This window comes from Finegoldia magna (genome assembly GCF_018371055.1).
GTDB classification, from domain to species: Bacteria; Bacillota; Clostridia; order Tissierellales; family Peptoniphilaceae; genus Finegoldia; species Finegoldia magna_I.
In genome coordinates, this window is sequence record NZ_JAGYZD010000002.1 from 19,947 (window position 1) to 27,028 (window position 7,082).

The 7,082-nt window shown below is 33.1% G+C and carries 6 protein-coding genes; all 6 read left to right on the forward strand.

Annotated elements, in window-relative coordinates:
• The first annotated feature begins 17 nt into the window (after window positions 1-17).
• Window positions 18-1,478, forward strand: a complete 1,461-nt coding sequence (locus tag KHW44_RS00220) for an APC family permease (RefSeq protein WP_304064477.1) — start codon at window positions 18-20, stop codon at window positions 1,476-1,478.
• A 109-nt stretch (window positions 1,479-1,587) separates the two neighbouring features.
• A complete protein-coding gene (locus KHW44_RS00225; RefSeq protein ID WP_304064480.1) occupies window positions 1,588-2,361 on the forward strand; it encodes an FAD binding domain-containing protein in 774 nt (257 codons plus the stop codon).
• Complete coding sequence (locus tag KHW44_RS00230; RefSeq protein ID WP_304064483.1) at window positions 2,358-2,819, forward strand: (2Fe-2S)-binding protein; 462 nt, start codon at window positions 2,358-2,360, stop codon at window positions 2,817-2,819. Before KHW44_RS00225 ends, KHW44_RS00230 begins: the two co-directional genes overlap by 4 nt.
• Window positions 2,806-5,079, forward strand: a complete 2,274-nt coding sequence (locus KHW44_RS00235; protein ID WP_304064487.1) for a xanthine dehydrogenase family protein molybdopterin-binding subunit — start codon at window positions 2,806-2,808, stop codon at window positions 5,077-5,079. Before KHW44_RS00230 ends, KHW44_RS00235 begins: the two co-directional genes overlap by 14 nt.
• A 313-nt stretch (window positions 5,080-5,392) precedes the next feature.
• Window positions 5,393-6,679 carry a dicarboxylate/amino acid:cation symporter gene (locus KHW44_RS00240; protein ID WP_304064490.1) on the forward strand — a complete coding sequence of 429 codons (1,287 nt, stop codon included), beginning with the start codon at window positions 5,393-5,395 and terminating at the stop codon, window positions 6,677-6,679.
• Between the two features lie 104 nt (window positions 6,680-6,783).
• On the forward strand, window positions 6,784-7,082 hold a 299-nt coding region (gene lepB / locus KHW44_RS00245; protein WP_304064493.1), incomplete at its 3' end, for a signal peptidase I.

The following is a 7,082-nucleotide window of genomic DNA, read 5'->3' on the forward strand; positions in this document are numbered from 1 at the left end:
CTAATTAGGAGGGAAATATGAAAAACGATGTTTTAATAGACGATCAAAAGAAAAAATCACTTACAGTGACCAATCTGATTTGGATGGGATTCACAGTTGTATGGGGTTTTGGAAATGTTGTTAATAACTACGCTAACCAAGGTTTGACAGTTATTACAAGTTGGATATTCATAATGGCTTTGTATTTTATTCCTTATTCATTGATGGTTGGAGAACTTGGATCAACTTTCAAAGAAGGACAATCAGGACTTAGCTATTGGATAAAACAAACAATGGGACCATTACTAGCTTATTTGTCCGGCTGGACTTATTGGGTAGTACATATCCCATATTTAGCACAAAAACCACAAAATTTAATGGTTGCAGGTTCATGGGCGATTTTTAGAAATCCTAAAATGGTAAAATCTTTAAATCCAATTGTACTACAAGCATTAGTGCTAATAATATTTTTATTATTTGTACTTTTAGCTGCAAATGGTATTAAATCTATAAAAGTTTTAGGTTCAATTGCCGGTACTGCAAGTTTTGTGATGGGTATTTTATTTATTTTATTAATGTTGGCAGCTCCTGCATTAAGAGGAGTAGAAGTCGCATCTCCAAACATGACGAGCATAAAAACTTATCTGCCTAATTTTAACTTGCATTATTTAACGACGATATCCATGTTAGTGTTTGCCGTAGGTGGTTGTGAAAAAATCTCACCATATGTAAATGATACACAAGATGCAGGTAAAAATTTCCCAAAAGCTATGTTAATTATGGCTTTGATGGTAACTGTATCTGCGATTTTGGGTTCAGTTGCAATGGGAATGATGTTTGACACAACAAATGTTGCAAACGACTTAAAAATGAATGGTGCTTACTATGCATTTGAAAAATTGGGACAATATTATGGGATAGGTTCATCACTTGTTATCATATATGCATTGACAAACTTCGCTGGACAAGCAGCAGCTTTGGTTATGAGTATCGACGCGCCGCTTAAACTTTTATTGAGTGAAGCTGATGCAAAATACGTTCCAAACTTCTTGAGAAAAATCAACGACAAAAAAGTTCCAGTTGGTGGATATAAACTAACTACAATTTTGGTTAGTATTTTGATTATTATTCCAGCATTGGGAATTGGAAACTCAAATGAATTGTACAACTGGTTGTTGGATTTAAACTCAATAGTAATGCCAATGCGTTATATGTGGGTATTTGCAGCATATTTTGCATTAAAACACTACTTACATGAAAAACAAGGCGTAGAATATAAATTCACAAAATCAAAATCATTCGGTAAATTTATCGCTGGTTGGTGTTTTGTATTTACAGCATTTGCATGTATATTAGGTATGATTCCAAAAGAAGGGGAACCATTTACAAGTCAATGGAATTTCAAATTGATGCTTAACATTTTGACTCCAGTCGTATTGTTGGGATTGGGACTAATATTACCATCAATTGCTAAAAAAGAACAAGCTAAAAATAATTAAGACTTAAATTATTTCATAAAAAAATAAATAACATGCGCTAGTCGGTTGTCTAAAGATAGCCGACTATTTTTGTGATATAATATAGACTGATTAAAATCAAGGAGTGGTTATGTTTACATTAAGAGATTTCAAAAGTCCAGAAACATTGGATGAAGCTTATGAATTATTGATGAAATCAAAAATGAATAAAATTTTGGGTGGATGTCATTTTCTTAAAGCTGGCAGTCGTTCATACAATGTTGGGATTGATTTGTCAAAATTAGATTTAAATTACATAAAAGTTGAAGACGATGAAATAAAGATCGGAGCAACTACTACATACAGAGATTTGGAATACAATGATTTCTTTAAAGAATTTTGTGACGGAATTATTCCTAAATCTTTGAAAAGAATTGTGTCAACTCAACTAAGAAACACTGCGCAAGTTGGAGCAAGTGTGTTTTCACGATATGCATTTTCTGATTTTTTGCCGGTATTGTTATTATTAGATGCAAAAGTTAGACTTTACAATAATGGTGTAATGAGTGTTGAAGAATTTCTGAATTCAGATATCAAAAAGGATATTTTGGTAGAAGTAATAATTCCAAATAAAGATATTCATTGCGTACAAATCGTTCAAAGACTTTGCTGCAAGGATTTTCCGATTGCCATTGTAAGTGTTTCTAAAATCGATGATAAATACAAGGTAGTATTTGGAGCGAGACCTCAAAAAGCGATGGTAATGAGAGGTGTTTCTGATGAGATTAATGCTAATGGATTCGATAGAGAAAAGACATTGGAATTAATAGATGAGTATATAGGGTCAAATAACAAAGCGAAGAAAAAATACAGAAAACTTTTATTTGTTGGATTATTGGAAAAAGCGTTAGGTGAATTGCAATGATTATAGAATTAAATGTTAACAATAAAAATCATATAGCTAGTGTTGATTGCGATACTACTTTGTACAATGTGCTTCGCGATTTAGGTTATAAATCGGTGAAGTGTGGTTGTACTACATCAAATTGTGGTCTATGCACTGTGTGGTTGGAAGATGTTCCGGTACTTTCTTGTTCTGTTTTGGCATTAAGGTGTGAAGGCAAAAAGATTATAACTTTGGAAGGAATTTCTGATAGCCAAAGAAAATTCGGAGAACTTTTGACTGAAGAAGGTGGCGAACAATGTGGTTTTTGTTCACCAGGGTTCATTATGAATGTTTTGAGTTTGAAGAAAACTATAAAAAACCCTACAGATGAAGAAATCGAAGATTATTTGATGGGTAATTTATGCAGATGTACAGGTTATGCATCTCAAATGAGAGCTATTAAGAAATATTTGGAGATTGATGATGAAGATAAATAAAGATTTCAAGAAAATAGATTCAAATTCATTAGTTACTGGTAAACCTGTCTATACAGAGGATTTGAAAGATCCTAACGCACTTATTATAAAGTTGATGAGAAGTCCGTATGCAAGGTGTGAAATTTTAGAAATAGACAAATCAAAAGCAGAAGCGATGGACGGAATTGTTGCAGTGTACACTTATGAAGATGTTTTCGACAATAAATTTACATTGGCAGGACAATCTTATCCAGAACCAAGTCCATACGATATGTCGATTTTGTCAAAAAATATTAGATACATGAGAGAGCCTGTAGCAATTGTGGTTGGAGTTAACGAAAAAGTTTGTAATCAAGCTATGAAGAGAATTAAAATCAAATACGATGTGAAAACTCCATTACTTGATTACACAAAAGCTATCGATAACGAAATTGTGGTTCACGAAGAAGATGTGTTCTTTAATGGGCCAACGAAAGTTTTTGGTTACGATACGAAAAGGAATATAGTTGGTGAAAAGAAAGAATCTTGGGGCGAAGATGTCGACAAGGTAATGAGTGAATGTGATGTTGTATTAGAGGATACTTTTACAACGAAATCACAAGCACATTGCATGATGGAAACTTACAGATCGTATTGCTACATGGATCAATTTAATAGATTGTGTTGCATTTCATCTACACAAGTTCCATTCCACATCAAGAGACAATTATCTGTTGCGTTGGGAATTAGCGATTCAAGAATCAGAATTATAAAACCAAGAGTAGGTGGAGGATTCGGTGGTAAACAAACAAGTGTAACAGAAATTTATCCTGGATTTGTAACTTTAAAAACAGGAAAGCCTTCAATTCTTGTATTTGACAGAGAAGAAACTTTTGAAGCTTCAAACTCACGCCACCAAATGAAAGTTAAAGTTAAAATTGGTGCCAAAAATGATGGGACAATTGAAGCTTGTGACATTTATGCGTTATCTGATCAAGGAGCTTACGGATATCACGCGTTTACAACTTTGAATTTGGTTGGTAACAAAACACTTCCATTGTACAGCAGAATGAGGGCCGCTAGATTTTTCGGACAAGTTGTATACACTAACAAACTTCCTGGTGGAGCTTTTCGTGGTTACGGGGCAGTTCAAGGAACATTTGCATTAGAATCTATGGTAAATAAATTAGCCAAAGAATTAAACATGGATCCAGTTGAGCTAAGACTTAAAAACACAGTTCGTGAAGGAGAAAAAACTCTGGCTTACGGAATAGATGTCAAAAGTTGCAAATTAAATGAATGCATTGAAAAAGGAAGAAAAATGATTGAATGGGATAAATATTATCCTTTCAAAGAAGAAAAAGATAAAATAATTTCTGTTGGAATGGCTATTGCACAACAAGGAAGTGGAATTCAAAACGTCGACACTTCAACAGTTGAAGTTAGATTAAATGAACAAGGTGATTATACATTGTTGATGAGTCCTACAGATGTTGGACAAGGAACTGATTCAATCATGGTGAATTTGGCAAATGAAGTGTTGCAATGTGGAATGGACAATATTATTCCAATAATTGCAGACACTGATATAACTCCATTTGATCCAGGAAGTTACGCATCAAGTGGTGTGTACATAACAGGAAGTGCAGTTGTACGTGCGTGTGAAAATTTATTAAACAAAATCAAAAAACGTGTTGCCATGAGATTTGAAACTTCTGTGGAATGGTTAGAAATTAGAAATCAAGAAGTTTATTTGCAAAATAAGAAATTAATTGCAATCAAAGATTTGGCTAGAGATTTGTCCACTGGTCCAAATGGTATGCAATTAATTGGCGTTGGAAACTTCGATTCAAAAACATCACCACCACCATATATGGCAGGATTTGCAAAAATAAGTATCGACAAATTAACAGGAGAAATCAAAGTAGAAGATTACGCAGCGGTTGTCGATTGCGGAACTGTTATGAATACAAAATTAGCGACGGTTCAAGTCGAAGGCGGAATTGGTCAATCGATAGGATATGCTTTGTATGAAGATTCATTGTGGGATGATGAAGGAAGATTAAAAGAACATTCATTTATTTCGTATAATTTACCTTCAAGAAAAGATATCGGAAATATTCACGTTGATTTTTGTGAAAGTTATGAACCGACAGGTCCATTCGGAGCGAAATCAATTGGAGAAATAGTTTCGAACACACCTGCACCGGCTATTAATGGAGCGATATTAAACGCACTTGGTTGCACTTTTGATACTCTTCCAATAAAAGCTGAAGATGTTTTATTAAAAATGTATGAATAGATTTTAAGTCAGAGGTTAATAGCCTCTGATTTTTTATTGAAAATATTTCAAAAATTAAATAATTCATATATATAACAGTGGTAGATAAAATAAGCATTATTTTCACAAAATATCAAACGATTTTCATTAGTAGTATTAGGGATATGTACTTTCTCATATAAAAATTTTTTCGCAAAAAAATAGTAAGAAAAATCAAAATTACTGAATAATGTGCAGAATTAAGTAAATAAAATTTGCAAAATTTAAAATTAAATTTGAAAATTGTGCTCAATATACTATAATATATAACTATATAAAAAAAAGGGGTGTTTACATGAAATTTGTAGCATTAGCAGTTACTTTAGTATTGTTTGCTTTATTGATGTTCATGGCTAAGAAGAAAATGAACTTCGGTACAAGAACAATTGTAGCTGCAATTTTAGGTATTATAGTAGGATTTATTTTCAAAGGAAACACAGAATATGTAAAAGTATTTGGATCTATCTATGCTAATCTATTATTTGCAATAGTAATTCCATTATTATTCACATCAATTGTAAGTACTGTAGTTTCTTTGGAAAGTATAGAAAAAATGAAGAAAATCGGAACAAAAACAATTGGTATTTTAAGTTTACACAATGTTTTAGGTTCACTTATAGGTTTGATTTTAGGGGTAGCATTTAAAATTGGACAAGGAAGTTCATTAACTTTGGCAGCAGATGCAAAAGCTAAGGAAGTTCCAACTTTTGCAGAAACTTTTGTAAATTTCTTCCCAGATAATGTTTTAGGAAATGCAGCAGAAGCAAAAGTAGTTCCTATAATTGTATTTTCTGTTCTTTTGGGATTAGCTATATTGCAATTAGAAGAAAGAGGAGAAGGAGAAAAAGCAAAACCATTTTTGAATTTTATAGATTCAGCTGCAGCAGTTATTTTTAGATTTACAGGAATGATTATAGACTTCACTCCTTACGCTGTATTGGCTTTGATGGCGAACGCTGTTAGTAGAACAGATATGGCTAGCATGATGCCATTGATTGTTGTGTTGATATTGACTTATGTTGCATCAATTTTCCATTCATATATCACAACTGGAGCTCTTTTGGCGCTATTTGCAAAGGTAAATCCAATCAAATTCTTTAAAAAATTCTGGCCAGTTCAATTGATAGCATTCTCTACACAATCATCTGTGGGATGTATCCCAGCAAATACTGAAAATTTAACAAATAAATTAGGCGTTTCTGAAAAAATAGCAACTTTTGTCGCTTCGACTGGTGCAACTGTTGGTATGCCTGGTTGTGCAGGATTTTGGCCTGTATTATCTGCGATTTTGACAATTAATGTTATGGGAATTCACTATTCATTTGGACAATATGTAATGCTAATATTAGTAGCGTTGGCAGTGTCTTTGGGTACAGTCGGAGTTCCTGGAACTGCAACAATCACAACTACTGCAGTGTTCGCAGCAATGGGACTTCCTGTTGAAATGGTTGTATTGATGAGTCCTATTTCAATGCTTGCAGATATGGGCAGAACTGCTACAAATGTTACAGCAGCAGGTTCTTCAGCAGTTATAGTTGCGGCAAGCGAAGGGGAATTAGACAGAGAAGTTTTTAATTCATAAATTTTACAAATAATTTATAATACGACAACAAATTATCGACCTTTACACATTTACTGATTAGTATTATAATCAGATTAGTAAATATTAGAAAGGGAATTGTAAATATGACAGAAAAGGCAAAATCTTTTTTTGAGTGGTTATTTGTAATAGGAATTGCCATTGTGTTGGCATTACTGCTTAGAAATTTTGTTATTAGCACAACTCATGTTGAAGGAAATAGTATGAATCCTACAATTGAAAACGGGGACAGAATTTTCGTCAACAGGATGGGGATTTTTAAGAACAAATTAAAGCGAGGTAACATTATAGAACTTCACGCTCCGGATAAATCTGGTCGTGACTACATCAAAAGAATTGTAGCATTACCTGGTGATACTGTTGAATTAAAAAACAATAAAGTATA